The sequence below is a fragment of the Fulvivirga sediminis genome (genome assembly GCF_016757215.1).
Taxonomy (GTDB): Bacteria; Bacteroidota; Bacteroidia; order Cytophagales; family Cyclobacteriaceae; genus Fulvivirga; species Fulvivirga sediminis.
Map to the genome: position 1 here is coordinate 327,337 of NZ_JAESIY010000004.1, position 15,106 is coordinate 342,442.

General features: G+C 37.7%; 12 protein-coding genes. 5 read left to right on the forward strand and 7 right to left on the reverse strand.

Going from position 1 to position 15,106, the window contains the following annotated elements; genetic code table 11:
- Positions 1-29 precede the first annotated feature (29 nt).
- The 4 genes from JL102_RS09150 to JL102_RS09165 form a co-directional block, all read right to left on the reverse strand.
- Positions 30-590 (reverse strand): TetR/AcrR family transcriptional regulator, encoded by a 561-nt coding sequence (locus JL102_RS09150; protein ID WP_202244084.1) that lies wholly within the window; start codon positions 588-590, stop codon positions 30-32.
- Positions 591-734: 144 nt separating this feature from the next.
- A complete protein-coding gene (locus JL102_RS09155; protein ID WP_202244085.1) occupies positions 735-2,312 on the reverse strand; it encodes a hypothetical protein in 1,578 nt (525 codons plus the stop codon).
- Between the two features lie 75 nt (positions 2,313-2,387).
- Positions 2,388-3,566 (reverse strand): mannonate dehydratase, encoded by a 1,179-nt coding sequence (gene uxuA, locus JL102_RS09160; RefSeq protein ID WP_237390527.1) that lies wholly within the window; start codon positions 3,564-3,566, stop codon positions 2,388-2,390.
- Positions 3,567-3,603: 37 nt separating this feature from the next.
- Positions 3,604-5,742, reverse strand: a complete 2,139-nt coding sequence (locus tag JL102_RS09165) for an alpha-glucuronidase family glycosyl hydrolase (protein WP_202244086.1) — start codon at positions 5,740-5,742, stop codon at positions 3,604-3,606.
- 174 nt (positions 5,743-5,916) lie between these two features.
- Between JL102_RS09165 and JL102_RS09170 the strand changes: the two genes are divergently transcribed.
- Both JL102_RS09170 and JL102_RS09175 read left to right on the forward strand, forming a co-directional pair.
- Positions 5,917-8,052, forward strand: coding sequence for a glycoside hydrolase family 3 N-terminal domain-containing protein (locus tag JL102_RS09170; protein ID WP_237390528.1), 2,136 nt, complete (start codon positions 5,917-5,919; stop codon positions 8,050-8,052).
- 155 nt (positions 8,053-8,207) lie between these two features.
- A complete protein-coding gene (locus JL102_RS09175) occupies positions 8,208-8,849 on the forward strand; it encodes an energy transducer TonB (RefSeq protein ID WP_202244088.1) in 642 nt (213 codons plus the stop codon).
- A gap of 19 nt (positions 8,850-8,868) precedes the next feature.
- Here JL102_RS09175 and JL102_RS09180 read toward each other — a convergent pair whose 3' ends face one another.
- From JL102_RS09180 to JL102_RS09190, 3 genes are all read right to left on the reverse strand, one after another.
- A complete protein-coding gene (locus JL102_RS09180) occupies positions 8,869-9,504 on the reverse strand; it encodes a hypothetical protein (protein ID WP_202244089.1) in 636 nt (211 codons plus the stop codon).
- Positions 9,505-9,536: 32 nt separating this feature from the next.
- The gene (locus JL102_RS09185) at positions 9,537-11,693 is read right to left on the reverse strand and encodes a TonB-dependent receptor (RefSeq protein WP_202244090.1); all 2,157 of its coding nucleotides are present in this window, start codon (positions 11,691-11,693) and stop codon (positions 9,537-9,539) included.
- A 107-nt stretch (positions 11,694-11,800) separates the two neighbouring features.
- Complete coding sequence (locus JL102_RS09190; RefSeq protein WP_317191627.1) at positions 11,801-12,199, reverse strand: contractile injection system tape measure protein; 399 nt, start codon at positions 12,197-12,199, stop codon at positions 11,801-11,803.
- Positions 12,200-12,378: 179 nt separating this feature from the next.
- Here JL102_RS09190 and JL102_RS09195 point away from each other — a divergent pair, with 179 nt between their 5' ends.
- Genes JL102_RS09195 through JL102_RS09205 form a run of 3 tightly spaced genes read left to right on the forward strand, consistent with a single transcriptional unit; the run spans position 12,379 to position 15,088 of the window.
- A complete protein-coding gene (locus JL102_RS09195) occupies positions 12,379-12,957 on the forward strand; it encodes an RNA polymerase sigma-70 factor (RefSeq protein WP_202244092.1) in 579 nt (192 codons plus the stop codon).
- Between the two features lie 21 nt (positions 12,958-12,978).
- Complete coding sequence (locus JL102_RS09200) at positions 12,979-13,983, forward strand: FecR family protein (protein WP_202244093.1); 1,005 nt, start codon at positions 12,979-12,981, stop codon at positions 13,981-13,983.
- Positions 13,970-15,088: an STN domain-containing protein gene (locus tag JL102_RS09205; RefSeq protein WP_202244094.1), complete on the forward strand. Its 1,119-nt coding sequence runs from the start codon at positions 13,970-13,972 to the stop codon at positions 15,086-15,088. Before JL102_RS09200 ends, JL102_RS09205 begins: the two co-directional genes overlap by 14 nt.
- Positions 15,089-15,106 lie beyond the last annotated feature (18 nt).

A 15,106-nucleotide genomic window follows, 5' to 3' on the forward strand; every position in this document is an offset into this window, starting at 1 on the left:
TGGTGTTTTTATAGCATCAGAAAGGAAATTTATTGACTCACCGCTATGCTTATAAAGCTCTGAACAAGCTCTATGGCTTCGTTTACCATTTTTCTATTAACAGTTCTATATTTATATTTTTCATACCATCCTCTATAGAAAAGCAATAGCAGTTGAGTCTTATTGTGGGCTTCTTCTTCTTCATAGCCCAGATCACTAATTAATATGTAGGCTACCTCGTAGTTTTGCTTCTCATAGTTCTTCAGCACTTTCCTGAAGTACTTATCTTCTGCAGCTATCTTTTGCAAGAAAAAAGGCAAATCTTTAAAACTCCCTGATTTGAACAGGAATAGAAGATAATTATTAAAGCGTTCTTCTCTGGAATGCTCCATATGCAGCTTTTGAATTACTGAGTCCTGATGCTCTACCCAATAATTAATCACCTGCTTCAGAAAAGCCTTTCGAGTTTTAAAATGCCAGTAGAAACTTGACTTATTACAGTTCAGCATGTCAGCTAGCTGCTCCACATTAATACCTTCGTTTCCCTGAGTGGAAAACTTCTCTAGCCCCAACTGTAGCCAATCTTCCTTTTTTGCTTTTATTACAGGCATAGGTTTAAACGTTTTCGTCTATAAACAAAGAATACAGTCGTATAATTAGACGCATGCGTCTACATGTAAGAAAATGGCATTATTAAAAAAAGAGGCATTAAACTACTCTAATGCCTCCCCTTACTCATTTAATATAATAATATTCTAGATTTTAATCCATATTACCTGAATAGTTTTTCCTTCGTGAGCATTTAATCTCAACGTAGCATAAGTATGCGATTCCTGATCATAATCAGCAGTTGAAAACATACAAAACTGGTAATCTCTTGACTCTTCCTTTTTACCAAACAAAGACGTACGATCATAATTATTAGTAGCTTTATTAATATTTGTATAGAAAGCATCAGTAGCGGAAATTCCACTTACGGTAGCTAACTTACCTGAATCCTTTATCTCTTGTGTATTGGAAAACAAATCATTATATAATAGATAGTTAGACTCTGCACCATTTACATAAGAAATACATTTATATTGATTGCTGCCAAATAGTTTGGAAGCCCTGTTTCTTGCGTCGTTATGAGCAAGAACTGGAATATCTCCTCCAAGGAAATGATTTTTGGGTATTAAAGTTTCCTTTTGTAATCTCAATTCTTGACTAAACGTAGACACAACGGCGTCTCCTAATAAACTAGCTAACACTACAGATCCTTTCAAGCGATAAAATCTACGCTCATAAATAACAGCATATGTTCCATCTCTATTCACATGAAAATCACTAGGCACGCCTATATACTTGTGATCCTTATTCTCAAATGAAGTATAATTAACTTCAACGTTGGGCACATCTAAATCTTTCACATATTTTGTAGATAGACTTTCAGGATCGAATACGATCAGATTAGATGAATACAGCCCATAAGTTCTATTAAGATCAGGCGCATAAGTCAACAATGACAAGGCAACGATAAGATTTTCATGAGGGTTGAATTTCAATACTGCCTCTGCTAATTTTTTATCCCCATTAAAGTCCTTTTCTTTTACATAAAAGAAATCTTGATCACTTTTCAATCTACCAATAAAAACAGTGCCTTTATACGTTCCTATATCTGAAGCCACCAAGGCTGTAACCTGATTATCTAAAACCATAAACTCTACTAGCCTTAAAGCCTTATAATCCCCACCTGAAGGAATAAAATATGCTTCAGTTAATTTAGTGTGGTTGGCACTATAAAAAGCAATCTGCACCTGGTTGTTTTTACTAAATTCAGTCGCATTATAAAGACCGATTGCATAATTACCAGATTTTTCATCATGTCTGACCAAAAACTTATTCTTGATAGATTTCTTATGAGGTTGCAGTTGGGCCACCACTTCCTCTGACTTTAGTTTACCGTCATTCGTGTCGATGATCACTCTGTATAAAGAAGGGGGTGATTTTTTCTCTTCTAGACTCAGAAAAACCACCAGTTCAGTACCTTGATCAAAAGCACTTGCAATTTCTGTAGTTCTAAGGTTTAACTGTCCTTTTGATTTAAACTGAGGCTTTGCAAATTTGTCCAGCACGAGTTTACGTTCTTTATTGTAAACCCATACATGAAAACCTTCGCTTTCGGTGATGTGTAATAAGGCGGTCTTACCATTAGATAGTTGAAAAATTTTCAACCAACCTACCACAGGCTCCTCTTTAAGGGGCTCACTCTCCTGAATTTTAAAATCCTGACTAACGGAAGGAGATATATTAAAAAGAAGAAATACGAAAATTAAAAAATTAAATGCTCTCAATATCTTATACTTAAGGTTAAAAAGATGCAATAATATAATTTTCGTAAGACCTCTTCTTACATAAACTCAAAAAAATTATCCCTTCATTATAGAGGCCAAACCAAGCTCCAAACCTCTTAACTCTGCCAATCCTTTTAATCTTCCTATAGCTGTATATCCAGGGTAAGTATTCTTTTTTAGATCATCTAGCATCTGATGACCATGATCCGGGCGCATCGGTATTGAACGCTCGCGTTTATTCATAAGCTCAAGAACTTCTTTTACTACTGCCACCATATTAGTATCTCCATCTAGGTGGTTGGCCTCATAAAAGTTACCATCTTTATCTCTTTTGGTATTTCTCAGATGCAAGAAATGAACATTCTCTCCAAATCTTTTCAGCATTTTAAGGATATCATTATCCGGTCTGGCTCCTAAGCTACCTGTGCAAAAACAAAGACCATTAGCCTCTGAAGGTGCTGCTGCCAGAATATCCGCTAAGTCTTGCTCTGTGCTCACTATACGCGGCAAGCCCAGAATAGGATATGGAGGATCATCAGGATGAATAGCCAGTTGAGCACCTGCTTCTTCCGCTACAGGAACTACCTCTTGTAAGAAATGAGCCAAATGAGATTTTAGCGTCTCTCTATCAATATGCTCATAGGTTTTTAATGCTTTAATGATACCTTCAGGAGTGAATTTTTCATCACTGCCTGGCAAGCCCAGCAAAGCATGATTAAAAAGATCTTCTCTCTCCTGTTCTGACATCTGCTCATATCGTGACCTGGCCACTTCTATTTCTTCCGCCGAATAATCATTTTCAGCCCCGGGTCTTTTCAATAGAAACAGGTCAAAAACATGAAAGGCCACTTTTTCAAACCTCAGTGCCCTGCTACCATTCTCTAACTCATAGCCAGGGTTAGTACGCATCCAGTCAAGAATAGGCATAAAGTTATAGGTGATTACCTTCACCCCGCAAGCCGCCAAATTGCGAATACTCTCTTTATATGCTTCTATATATTCCTTATACTTCCCTATCTGCTTCTTAATATCCTCATGTACAGGCAAACTTTCTACCACAGACCATTTCATGCCCTCCTTTTCCACCATTTCAATCCGTTTCTTGATTTCCTCCACAGTCCACACTTCGCCTACTGGTATGTGGTGTAAGGCTGTAACCACTCCTGAGCACCCTGCCTGGCGGATATCCTTCAAACTAACTGTATCATTAGGGCCGTACCATCTCATGGTTTGCTCCATCATAAACTTATTCATATATATATGATCTATAACGCGTATTTTCTAAATGATTTTAATTGCCAGGAGCGAAAGGAAAGGTAAGTCCTTCATAATACTCCAGCGTTTGTGATGCCTTCGGGATATCCTCTGGTATGGGTTTACCTGAAAAAGTCTGGAAATAAAGAAGGCAAGCATCTCTCCACCATTCCGCTTCCTTTTTTTGAATTTTCAAAAATGATTTCACCTGCTCAAAACGACCTGCATCTATTTCATTTTCCAGTGATTGCCATTTCTGCTGCATATTTTCAACCTCTTCTACCCCATGTTGGTATTCATAACACATGGCATTCCACAGCTCTTTTCCTGATTTCATTTTATAAGTCCAAGGCACATGATGGAACCAAAGCAAAAACTTTTCAGGACATTCTTCCAGAGATCCAAATTTTGATGCTACCTCCGGGAAGTATTGAGCCACGGCATTACTTCCTGATGCCGTTCTGTCAAAACCAATTCCATTTTTATCGGCTTTATGATAGTACACCGAAGTCCAGTCTGCCCGATGCTTATTAGCAATCCACGGGCCGGGACCATAATGATGCCCCCATCCCATAATGTGGTGTAGGCCAAAAGGAGTCATATAGCTTACCACTGCTTCATGAGAGGCCATCATAATATTAGTTATGGGGTTAATCACATCCTCTTGGTTAGAAAAGGTCATTCTTATCCACTCTTTAGCTATTTCTTCTGACGATAGCCCATGACTCCAAGCCAAGCGCCCAAAAGCATACCAATTGGACTGTCCAAATAAATGACCTGTCCAGTTTCTTTCGGTTCCAATATTAGAAACTCCTGCTATACCGGTTAACCGATGGTTATTCAAAGAACCATCTACCACCTTAGCCACGGTAGATCCTTTGCCCTTAGCGTAAGTATCAGCATCTAGACATTCTTTATACATAGGAGAAAGATAGGCCAGGTGTGTGCCTTGCCCTAAATACTCCTGAGTAATCTGAAACTCCATCATCATAGGGGTTTTAGGCATGGCTCCAAACAAAGGATGAAAAGGCTCACGAGGCTGAAAGTCAATAGCTCCATTCTTCACCTGCACCAGCACATTATCGTCAAATTTACCATCAAGAGGTTTAAAATCATTATAGGCCTGCTTAGCCCTGTCGTCAGGCTCTTCATTGCTATAGACAAATGCACGCCACATTACCACGCCTCCATGCGGCTTAAGAGCAGCGGCCATCATGTTAGCTCCATCAGCATGAGTACGCCCATAATTTTGAGGACCGGGTTGTCCTTCTGAGTTTGCCTTTACCAAAAAACCACCGAAATCAGGTATCATATTATAGATCTCATCAGCTTTATCTTTCCACCACTGCTGTACTTCGGTATTAAGCGGATCAGCCGTTTTCAAGCCTCCAATCTCAATGGGGGCGCTAAAACGGGCTGTGAGATAAACTTTTAAACCATAAGGACGGAAAACATTAGCTAAGACCTTCACCTTCTCCAAGTAGGCCGGGGTAAGGACTAAGGCATTAGCATTTACATTGGTAAGAACGGTACCGTTTATACCTATAGAAGCATTAGCACGGGCATAGTCAATATAACGAGGATCTATATATCCTGGTAATCGATGCCAATCCCACAAAGAAAAACCAGCATAGCCTCTTTCTACTGTACGATCAAGATTATCCCAATGATTGAGCACTCTGAGCTTTACATTAGGAGTACTAGTGATATTAAGTTTTTTTATGCTTTGCTGTGTCTGTAGTAATCTTAAAAAATGAAAAGTACCATATAACACACCAATATCTGTATTAGCCGCAATTATGACATTCCCTTTTTTTGTAGTAATCATATACCCTTCATCCCCTAAAGGATCTAATGATTTTTGAAGTTTTAAAGATGCGATATAAGGTGATGAAGCAGAAGTACCCAGAACGAGCGTCTGTTCGCCAACCTGGTCAGCAGACTTTAATTCCACCCCCAGTAAGCCTTTAATTGCGATACTCAATTCATCCACAGCCACCTGTATAGTGGGTGACTTATCAGTAGCCGCAGAATAGGCCTTTAATGCTTGTACATATTCCGCTTTAAGCGACACATTGTCAACAGGTTTATAACGTAACCATAGATCATAGCCGTCTTCCGCTTTCGCTTGGAAAAAAGCCAGTAGTAGAAACAGTAAAACTTTAAACTTTGTCATTTTATGAGAGAATTTGTGCTTTCTAATTTAAAAAATAATTTACGCAATCGATTGTTTAAACTTAATAAGTTTCTAATTTTAATCTGAATAAGCTAGAATAATGTCAAACTAATAATCATGAAAAATAACCTTACTATCCTAATTCTCACCTTTTGCTTATTAGCCATAAATTATATGGCAATAGGACAAACTCCAATTTATAAAGATCCTAATCAGCCCATAGAAGCCCGAGCTAAAGATCTTGTAAGCAAAATGACACTTGAAGAAAAAGTACTTCAGATGATGCACACTGCCCCTGCTATACCCAGGCTTGACCTGCCTGCTTATAACTGGTGGAATGAAGCACTCCATGGAGTAGGAAGATCAGGTTCAGCTACCGTATTTCCTCAAGCTATTGGCTTGGGAGCAACTTTTGATTCAGACCTGGCGCTAAGAGTATCTTCCGTTATTTCTGATGAAGCAAGAGCTATGTATAATGCGGCTATAGCTAAAGATTATCATCAAAAGTATGGTGGTCTTACTTTCTGGACTCCTAATGTTAATATCTTCAGAGATCCTCGTTGGGGTCGTGGACAAGAAACTTACGGAGAAGACCCTTTCTTAACCTCCGCTTTAGGTGTAGCTTTTGTAAAAGGATTACAAGGAGAAGATCCTAAATACCTCAAAACAGCGGCCTGTGCCAAACACTATGCTGTACATAGCGGCCCAGAAAGACTAAGACACGAATTCAATGCTGTGGCCAGTAAAAAAGACATGTTTGAAACTTATCTTCCTGCTTTTCATGCTCTAGTAGATGCAGACGTAGAAGCGGTGATGTGTGCCTACAACGCTACCAATGGCGAGCCTTGCTGCTCTAACAAATACCTATTGCAAGATTTACTTAGAAAAGATTGGGGCTTTGATGGCCACGTAGTAAGTGACTGCTGGGCTGTAGTAGACTTTTATGAAGGTCATAAAAACGTTAAAAATGTAACTGAAGCCGCTGCCTTAGCGGTAAACAGTGGTGTAAACCTTAACTGCGGCGATGAATACCCTGCCTTAGTTGACGCTGTAAAACAAGGGCTAATCACTGAAGAGACCATAGACAACACCTTGGCTCACCTATTAGAAACACGCTTCAAACTAGGTATGTTTGATCCTAAAGAAAATGTACCTTATAATAATATAAGCCCTGAAGTAATCAATAGCAAAGAACACAGAGCATTAGCTAAAGAAGTAGCCACTAAATCTATTGTTCTGCTTAAGAACAATGGTGTATTACCTCTTAAAAATGACCTACCTACTTACTACGTTACAGGACCAAGTGCTGCCAATGTAGAATCTTTAGTAGGTAACTATTATGGTGTGAACCCTGAAATGGTTACTGTGCTGGAAGGTATCACTAAAGCCATAGAACCTGGAAGTCAGCTTCAATACCGCCCTGGCGTTTTGCTTGACAGAGAAAATGTAAACCCTATAGATTGGTCTAGCGATGTAGCCGCTATAAGTGACGCTACTTTTATGGTAATGGGAATCAATGGACTGATTGAAGGTGAAGAAGGTGAATCCATCGCTTCTGAGCATTTTGGAGATAGATTAGACTACAACCTTCCTAAAAACCAGATTGATTATCTGAAAAAGCTTAAAAAAGACAATGACAATGCCGTGATAGCGATTGTAACAGGAGGTAGCCCTATGAACCTGGCTGAAGTACAGGAAATAGCTGATGCTGTTTTGCTGGTTTGGTACCCTGGTGAAGAAGGTGGAAACGCTGTAGCTGATATTGTTTTTGGTAAAACCTCTCCATCTGGAAGATTACCTATTACATTTCCTAAATCACTGGATCAACTACCTAACTATCAGAACTATGATATGGAAGGAAGAACTTACCGTTACATGAAAGAAGAGCCGCTATATCCATTTGGTTACGGGTTAAGCTATACTACTTTCAACTACTCTGATATACAACTTAGCTCTACTACCGCTAGAAAGAAAAAGATAGAGCCTATTACTGTTTCTGCGCTAGTGAAAAACACAGGAAAATACGAAGCTGAAGAAGTAGTACAGTTTTATATCACTGATAAAGAAGGAAGTGCACGCACTCCACTTTATTCATTAAAAGGAGTTAAAAGAATAAAATTAAAGCCTGGCGCTTCAGAAAGAGTAAGTTTCTCTATTACCGAAGATATGCTGTCATTGGTTGACAATGAAGGAAAAAGCATACTGGAAAAAGGAGACTTTGACATTTTCATAGGTGGTTCACTTCCTGACAAAAGAAGTAACGCTTTAGGCATGCCTGCCGTTGCTAAAAGCACGCTGACGTTGAAATAATAAAAGCTAACTAAAGCTTAAGGCTATATCATGATTGGTTCAATTTCCATCATGATATAGCCTTTTTTTTGTTCTAACTATTAAACCCCATCTCCTTTATAAGTATCTGTGACTTTCTATCTTCATGGAGTTATGATGATAAAAAGTCCCAATTTATGCCTGACATCAATAATATACATCTGGCTTTTCCTTGTGATCAAAATCGTAAAACATTGAATAAAAAAGGTGTTCAATTTAATTGCTCCAAATGCCAGAATCAGGTCCATGATTTCACTAAAAAATCTGATGAAGAGCTGAATAATAAACTTACTAATACCAAGCGTCCTGTTTGTGGAATTTTCAAAACCAGCCAGCTCAGTAAAGATTTCCTGAAGTATGCTTCCGTTTCTCTACTAGTAAGTACGATGACGGCCTCTTCTGCTTGCTCACAAACTACGCTATCCGAACATACTTCAAATGAAGAATTTATAATTAGCGAGACTAATGAAGAATTTTTGGGAATCATAGTAGAAGCTCCTGCAACGGCAGAAGAAGGTTGGCATAAATTCTACAATAGCATATACAATAACATTAAGTTATCTGAGCACATACCTGACACATCTTTTAAAGTTTTCGTGAGTTTTGATGTAACTCAGAATGGTGACATGATCAACATTAATGTGATAAAAGGAGGCTCTGTAGAGCTCAACAAAATCATTATTAAAACCTTTAAAAATGAAAATTATCATTTTATACCAGCTAAACAAAAAGGCATCGAAGTGTCATCACGCATGGTAGTTCCACTAATTTTTAAATAGTGACTAAATCATAAAAACTCTACTTACACTGATTCAGCATATTAACTGCTCTACTCTTACCCCAAATCGGCATTAAGGCATTTGACTCTTCTTTTTCATATTGATTTACTGCTTTTCTTAAAGTAGCGCAAGCATTTTCAGTGCTTTCCCCAAAAAACTGAGCGGCACCATATTCCATTTGGGCCATTAAGAAAAGTGCCCGCGGGTTACCAGGGTTCTGCTCAATCGCTTTCTGAAAATAATTGATGGCCACCGAAGATAATGATTGACCTCTACCTGCCGGATCTACAGATAACTGCCCCATAACTACGTATCCCTTCAAAGCCGTGATTTCTGAGTTGGTTTCCAAAATCGCCGCTTTATTCGCCAGCTCTTCTGCTTGTTTGTAATACCGATCTCGCTCAGATATAGAAGCTGAATTATCAAACCCCATAATTACATAGGTTAATGATTCATAATACAAGGGCAACCACTCCTGCGTTTCTTTCTGGCTGATACGCTCAAAAGCATTAGCCACCGTTTGGAGATTATCTATTGATTCGGCCTCACTAAACTGTTGTAATGCCTTAGTCATAGCCTGCTCATAGGGTGACTGAGCCAATAAAGGCTGTGTAGCAAAGAAGATTAGAGTGTATAATAATAAGTTTCTCATCATGTATTTGTTTGATTATATAAATAAGGAAATTATTAAAGGTTATTCATCATATTGGCTGATTTGTCTTTAGAAAGGGTGATAAAAATGCCTAAAAACAAGAACCTGTCTGCCGATTGAATAATGGGCTGTCTGGCATATTTTCCACTCTCATCTGGCTTAGTGCTAAATTCATAGCCAAATACATTTTCACTTGCCAAAACATTACTGCACTCAGCATGGATGATAATATTTGGCCTTGGCAAGTAGCTCCAGCTCAGGCTCAGGTTATGGTAATCTTTAGTTTTACGACCCATCTCTACAGATTGATTCTTATCATTATAAGTGTAACCGTCATTCCATGAATAAGAAAAGCCTATTTGAGATTTGAACTGCTTGATGAAATGCTTCATCACCACAGAGACATTATGCCTGGGAGCATAGCCAGGGGTAACTTGAGTAGTGAACTGATCAAACTTTCTTTTGCTATCCACAAAGGAATAGGTGACCCAAAAATCAGTTCCAGTAATGCTTTTATTATCTCTATAGAACAGATCAAATCCACGACTATAACCTTCTCCTGAGTTATTAAGATGGTAATAAGTTTGATTGACCAAAGTATCGAATTTTACCAGCTGACTGTACTTCTTATAGAAACTCTCGATTCTAAAAGTTCGTCCTTCAGCTTCCAAAAGATAGTTAAAAATAAGGTGCTGAGCCTTAGAATTTTCAAGTCGATCAGCTTGTACTATACGCTCTGGTTTTGGCATTTGCCTAAAAGCACCATAAGCTAAAGAAAACTGACTTTTGTCACCTGATTTATAAGCCAAAGAAGCTCTTGGAGTTGCCCAAATTTCATTTAAGTAACTGCTATAGGAAGTTCTCAATCCTCCACGCAAAACAAATTTTGAACTGAGGTAATAATCTGCTTCAATAAAATGATCTACAAAATCATTATTGTACTCGCGCTCTAAGCTTAGATTTACATTCTGCTGAGTAAAATGATCGTAGTAATACTCAATTCCGTTTTTAACTGAAAATTGATCACTAAAGTCTTTTACCGCTGCCATTTTACCATGAGCAAGTATAGCCTTAGTTTCGTAAGGAATATTATCAATTTTCACATCGTCTGTATTCAAGGAAAATGATGCGCCGCCGTATACAAACCAATTTTCATCTAATGATTGCTTAAAACTGGCACTACCAAAATGGTATTTGTTATTCATCTCAATAGATTGTTTATAATCCTCTCCCACCACAGGTTGGTTAAGCGTAAACTGAGCGCTTTCAGTATGTGCAAACACTTTTAACATCCCACTTTCACCATATTTCTGTCTGCCTAGCAGTTCCGCACTCCAGCTATGGGGAGCTCGCTGCCAGTCGTAATTCTGAGAAATAATTGATTGATAAGGTTTTAGATCCATAAAGCTACCATTAAAGCTAATGGAATTTTGCTTTCCTATGAGGGTCTGTGAGTAGGTTCCGCCCACGCTCATCAGGCTTATATCTGCCTGATTTCTAAGAGGCATATCTACAGAATTTAGCACAAGAGCAGATGATAGGGCCTGCCCATACTCTGCCGAGTAGCCTCCTGTGCTAAAAAAGCTGCCCTTAAAAAGATTAGCATCAAACCTGGACCTTGTAGGCACATTAGGAGCCGTACTTCCATAAGCATTTGCCACTTCCAAGCCATCGATATAAATATTGGTTTCAGAAGCATCTCCTCCCCTCACAAACAACCGTCCGTCATTACCCACTGTAGCGGTACCCGGTAATTTGGTTAGAGCTCCAAACAAGTTTCCGGCTGCCCCTGACGTGGTAACTATATCCAAAGGCTTCATTATAAATGATTTAGCTTCATCGCTGGCTTCTATGGCTCCCGCTGTTATGGTTACTGCTGTTAACTCATTGATACTCTCTTTCAGTACTACATTTAAATGAATGCCTTTTTCTTCGCAAGTAATTTCTTTTACAAATTCATGATAACCCACCATGGAAACTACTAAAACCTGAGTGCCCAACTCATCCGTTTCAAACTGAAAAGAACCGTTTTCATCTGAACTGGCACCATCATAGGTACCTTTCAAATAAACATTAGCTCCGGGCAACCCCACACCAACGGCATCGGTAATCTCGCCAGAAATTAGTGTCTGAGAATATGAACGACCTGCCAATAAGGATAAAATAAGAGTAATTAAAGAAAATGATTTCATGACTTTAGGGGTTATTTGTGCCTCTAAAGTGGCTTCCATTTGAAAGGAAATAAAATTATACTTACCGAATCAACGAGAATACCGGCTGAATCGTAAAAGCTTAATACCTATTGTCTTTGAAGCAAATCGCATTTGTTGTTTACCGAAGATAATTTTTCCCACTGTTCACTACAATGACTATGTGATGCTGAGCGACTAGAAAGCGGAATAAGCTGATGAATGAGTAGCTTTTTAAACTCCCGATCCATCAATGCAATCAATCGCCTTTTATATTCTTCTATAAAATCCTCGATATTAAAAGCTCCAAGATCAAGAGTCATTTTGTCGATGACCACCTCACGATCATCGGGAAAATATTCATTCATCACTTTTTCTACTGCCTCGTTGATCACGCGGCTATGCGAATGTAACTGCTTACTTATACGCCTATGATCAGTCGCATCGGCAGAAGTGACGAATATATTACATTTTATAATCTGATGTGTGCTGGGCAAAATACGGATCAATAATAATATTAAAATTCATAGGTTTTATTATATTAAAATATAATTATTCAATATATGCAAAATACTATACTGATGAAATATCAAATGTGAATTCATATAATCTTACCCAAAAGAAATCATGAAAGTATTATTTCTTTAATATTTGTCATAATTTCACCTTCCTTTTGTAAACTAACCACTTGAGACCACGTTTGGTGCCAGATAATACTATACAACGCATTAAGAGAGGAGAGAAAGAGGCCTTTGAAAGTATTTTTAGAGAATATTATACCCCTCTATGGAACCTAGCTGCCGGTATTTTAAAAGACGACGTGCTGGCTGAAGAGCAAGTGCAAGAAGTCTTTATTAAATTTTGGGAGAAGCGTGATGACCACCAGCCAACGCTAAAAATATTCCCATACCTTGTCACATCTGTTCGAAACAAATGTTACAACTATATCAAAAGACAAGCTGTTGAGCAAAAATATATTAACCACACTCAAAAGTTATATCAAGATCAAATATTGAACTACCAATACGAAGACCTTAGTGAAGACCTGATCAGAAAAATGGAAACGGTTATAGCTTCTCTTCCTGAGAAATGTAAACAGGTTTTTCAGCTAAGCAGATTTGAGAATATGAGTCATAAGCAAATTTCTGACAAGTTAGATATTAGTACAAAAACTGTAGAGAATCACATTACGAAGGCTATGAAGGTATTAAAAGATTCTCTACTAGAGGTTTTAATAATTTGCATTTTGATAATAGGGGATTTTTAACATAAGATTGTTTGATAATAAATGGACCACTCTGAAAACCATATCGATGAAAGCTTGATTTTAGCATATCTGAAAGGCACCCCATTACCTGAAGATGAGTTAAAAGATGTGGAAAGGTGGCTAGAAAATCCCAATAATCAGCAAGAAGCCCAGAAAATCTATCAAGCCTGGGAGCTATCACTATTATCAAGAAACAGAAAAGTTGATGTAGATGCTGCATTCCAAAGGATACAGCCTAAAATAGACAGTTCAGCGCCGAAAGGTAAAGTAGTAAATATAAAGAGAACATGGTGGTATGTAGCAGCTAGCGTTATTATTATCGTCACAGCTGCAGTATTTTATTTAAAAAAACCTCAAAACAAAGAAAACATATTACAGCTCAAGCAGCTGACAGCAAAAACTGTTGTAAAAGAATTTATGCTCGAAGATCGTACCAGTGTTAGCTTGAAAAAAAATGCTTCATTAACATATGATTCTACGTCATTTAGTCAATCAAAAGAAAGGTTAGTTAACCTTAAAGGTGAAGCATTTTTTGAGGTGGCACATAATAAAGATAGACCATTTTCGGTACTTACTTCTGATGCCAAAATCACCGTATTAGGCACCAAATTTCTGGTAAAAACTTTTCCGGACCAACCTACCAAGGTATTAGTTGTGGAAGGTAAAGTGGCTGTTAAATATAATAAGAGCAAGCAAGAGATAATACTACAAGCACAGGAGGAAATAATGAGCCAAAACGATAATCAACCTATATCAAAATCATCTGCTAACGTCAACCAATTGTATTGGAAAACAGGTATTATGCAATTTAAAAACGACTCCTTATCGAGCGTATTTGAGACTTTATCAAAAGAATTCAGTCATAAGATAGTGGTAGAAAATGAGGCTGTTAATCATTGTAAGATAACCGCAACTTTTAAAAAACAATCATTAGAAACTATTATTAAGGTTATTGAATCTACACATAATTTATCTAGCCATGCTAGTGGTGACTCAATTATTATAAAAGGAAATGGTTGTAAGTAAAAATTTACTAATACTATCATTTTTGATAGTCTTTTCATCAGCCGTATCTGCTCAAACAAAAGAGGCCTCATTTCATTTTAAAGACAAAAGCTTATCTCAGGCTCTTCAGGAAATTGCTGATAAATATGAAGTGTATCTCTCCTTCAACCCCAAGCTTTTTCGACAGGAACCGACGATCACAACAGATATAAAGAATAAAAAACTTGCCGAAGCATTAAATATATTATTACAACCGAGGTTCGAATTTAAAATAATAGAAGACTATGTGGTTATAACTAGAGCTCCTGAAGTAAAAAAAGCTTCAATTCCTCAAAAACAAGTCGTATATGATACCATTCGTGTAGAAGAAAAAATAGTAATTTATGACACTCTAAAAACGCACATTACTGTATATGACACCGTGATGATAAAGAAATCAAAACATGTATATGACACGGTAAGAATAGAAAAAAAAGTAGACTTAAGTAATCAAAAATGGAAATACAGCATCTATGCTAGCCCTAATGTCTGGTTTACTAATGAAAAAGAACATAAAGTATTTAAAGGTATTGCCACAGGGTTTCAAGCTTCATACTCACTCAAAAATCTCACTCTAAATGCCGCCTTGGAATACAACTTCCTACTAAGAAATATTCAATATACCACTTCTGAGATGAAAACGGATACCAGGATTGATACCCTCTCCACATACTATATAGTGGAAGATGGAGAAAGGGTACCTGTATACATTACCGATACCACCCGAACTCAATACGAAAGTATACAAAATATTGACCGAGCTGATAACGCTCAAAGAATTAGCATGGCTTTAAGCCTAGGGTATGTAGTAAAAAGAGGCAAAATATCAATGGAAGTAAGTGGAGGTTTATTATATGCTCGCGTATTCAGAGATGAAGAGAAAGGTTCAAATACAGTGAAAGACAATGATGCCGTAACCACACAGAACCAACCTTACCAGCTAGATGCTTCATTGGACTTACGCATCTACTTCAACACCTTTAGAGAAAGTAAGCTTTATGCTGCTCCATATTTACAATATGGGATAAGTAATAATTCTACATTTAAGAGATATGCTGCCGGACTACGGCTAGGAATTATTTTTTGAAAAAATTTATAAATGAAG